Below are 2,202 nucleotides of genomic sequence, written 5' to 3' on the forward strand. Positions count from 1 at the left end.
GATGACGGGCTGAACCTGCACGGCCAGTCGGCGTTCTCGCCCGCCTCGGTTCGGTCGATGCCACCGGCTCCTTGGTGCTCCTCATGCCCGAGCATCGCGCCACGGAGTCGACGGTCACGCAGTTGGCTCAGGTGTTCTCCCGTCACCCCGGCGACACAGAGGTCACCCTCAAGCTGCATAAGAGCGGCGTCGCGAAGGTGTTCGAAGTGCCGGCCCAGGTGCGTGTCACCGTCGACCTCTACGGCGAGTTGAAAGGCCTGCTCGGTCCGCAGTGTCTGGGCTGAGCCTGTGATCGGCCAGGTAGGATCCCAGTCGAGTTCTGTTCCGGAAGGATGCGTGACGTGACCGACGAGAAGCCCACCCCCGACAGCGCCGATGAGAGCACCGGCGAGGAGCACGACGTCGCCGTTGCCGCAGAGTCATCGAGCGGTCAAGAGTATGCCGCCGACGAGACTCCGGTTTCGGATGCCGCCGCCGGCACTGCCGAGGTCGATGAGCCCGCCGCGACATCCGCGCCGGACGTCTCGACCGTTACCTTCGCCGAGGCGTTCGAGGCGATGACCGACGGACCGGACGGCGTCGATGAGTCCGCTCCCGCGCAGTACGGGGTGGGCCCGTTCTCGATTCGCGAGGTCTCGCTCGGCGCGGTCTGGCTCGTCGCATTCGTCGTCTCGTTCTTCCCGATCTACAGCTACGGCAACCGCGGTTGGGGGACGTCGGTCTGGACGGGTATCGACTGGCTGCTCACGATCGGCGTGCCGACAGTCGCCGTGTTCCTGATCGGCCTGCGTCGACTCTCGCCGCAGGGCATCCGCCGCGTCGGCTCGCTCGGAATCGATCAGTTCGCCTCGGTCGCTTTCTCGGTCTCGTCGATCATCTGGCTCGGCATCCTCTGGAGCTCGTTCGTCTCGGTGGGGGGAGGAAGCGTCTTCCTCGCGACCTGGGTCGTCTGGGTGGAGTTCATCCTCATGCTGGCCGGCGTCGTGCTCACCGTCTTCGCGCCGCTTCTGCCGACCATCGGCGAGGACTTCCAGCATCGCTCGGAGGTGCCCGCCCACCGGTATGCGAGCCCCGCTCGCCCCGTCGTAGCCCGTCCTGCGACGCAGCGGGCGCCGTACTCGGGCCCCGTCGCGACGCCGCTGACCGACGCCCACGCTGACGGGGCCCAGAGCGATGGCGCCGCACCCGTCGCGGAGCCGACGTCGGAGACCACCGTCTTGGACGAGACGGTGCTCGCCCCCAGCCCGTCGCAGGCCTTCTGGGCCCTCGTTCCCGTCGAGCGCGACGTCGTCGATGAACACGGCACACCGCTGTTCCGCATCGGACCGACGGCATGGGCATTGGTCATCGAGGACCGCGGTGATCGCTTCGTCGTCCGTCACGAAGACGGCCGCATCGGCTATCTCACGGACGTCTCCGGCGTCACACGCGGGTAGCCTGGAACGATGCTCCGCACCATTGATGTGCGCGGTCGCGAGTTGACGACCGCGCAGTGGATTGCTGCTGTGCCTCGTGCTCAAGCCGCCCGCGCCGAAGCCCTTCAGGCGGCCTTTGAGATCGTCGACGACGTGCGCCTGCGCGGAGAAGCGGCGTTGCGGGAGCAGGCGGCGCGCTTCGATCGCGTCGAGGATCACGCCATTCGCGTTCCCGCCGCGCACCTCGACGACGCGCTTGAGCGTCTCGACCCGGGGGTACGGCGAGCGATCGAGGAGATGATCCGCCGCGTGCGGCTGGCCTCTGCCGCCCAGGTTCCCGCTGCGGCGATGACCGAGATCGTCCCCGGCGGCCGCGTCGAACAGCGCTGGCAGCCCGTTCGCCGCGCGGGTGTCTACGTGCCCGGCGGCAAGGCGGTGTATCCGTCGAGCGTCGTCATGAACGTCGTTCCCGCTCAGGTCGCCGGCGTCGGCGAGGTCGCGCTCGCGTCGCCGCCCCAAGCCGATGCCGGCGGCAGGGTGCATCCCGACATCCTCGCCGCCGCGCGACTTCTCGGTGTGACGGAGGTCTACGCGATGGGCGGGGCCGGCGCGGTCGGCGCCTACGCGTACGGCGTGGACAGCATCGGCCTGGAGCCCGTCGACGTCGTCACCGGCCCTGGCAACAACTTCGTCGCAGCGGCCAAGCGCGCTGTCGGCGGGCTCGTCGGAACGGATTCCGAAGCCGGCGCGACGGAGATGACTCTAGAGGATCCCCGGGACCGAGCTC

General features: G+C 69.0%; 3 protein-coding genes. All 3 read left to right on the forward strand.

What is annotated here, in order from left to right:
- The first annotated feature begins 83 nt into the window (after positions 1-83).
- Positions 84-284 carry a hypothetical protein gene (locus I5I_RS06350; protein ID WP_239640043.1) on the forward strand — a complete coding sequence of 67 codons (201 nt, stop codon included), beginning with the start codon at positions 84-86 and terminating at the stop codon, positions 282-284.
- A 57-nt stretch (positions 285-341) separates the two neighbouring features.
- Positions 342-1,436, forward strand: a complete 1,095-nt coding sequence (locus tag I5I_RS06355) for a hypothetical protein (protein ID WP_036317760.1) — start codon at positions 342-344, stop codon at positions 1,434-1,436.
- A 9-nt stretch (positions 1,437-1,445) separates the two neighbouring features.
- The coding region (locus I5I_RS06360; protein WP_036317757.1) for a histidinol dehydrogenase at positions 1,446-2,202 on the forward strand (757 nt) is incomplete at its 3' end.

This window comes from Microbacterium sp. B24, from assembly GCF_000333415.1.
Classification (GTDB): domain Bacteria; phylum Actinomycetota; class Actinomycetes; order Actinomycetales; family Microbacteriaceae; genus Microbacterium.

Bases quoted from the DNA above. Each gene is read 5' to 3' on its own strand.
- I5I_RS06350 (WP_239640043.1), top strand. From the start codon at position 84: ATGCCCGAGCATCGCGCCACGGAGTCGACGGTCACGCAGTTGGCTCAG.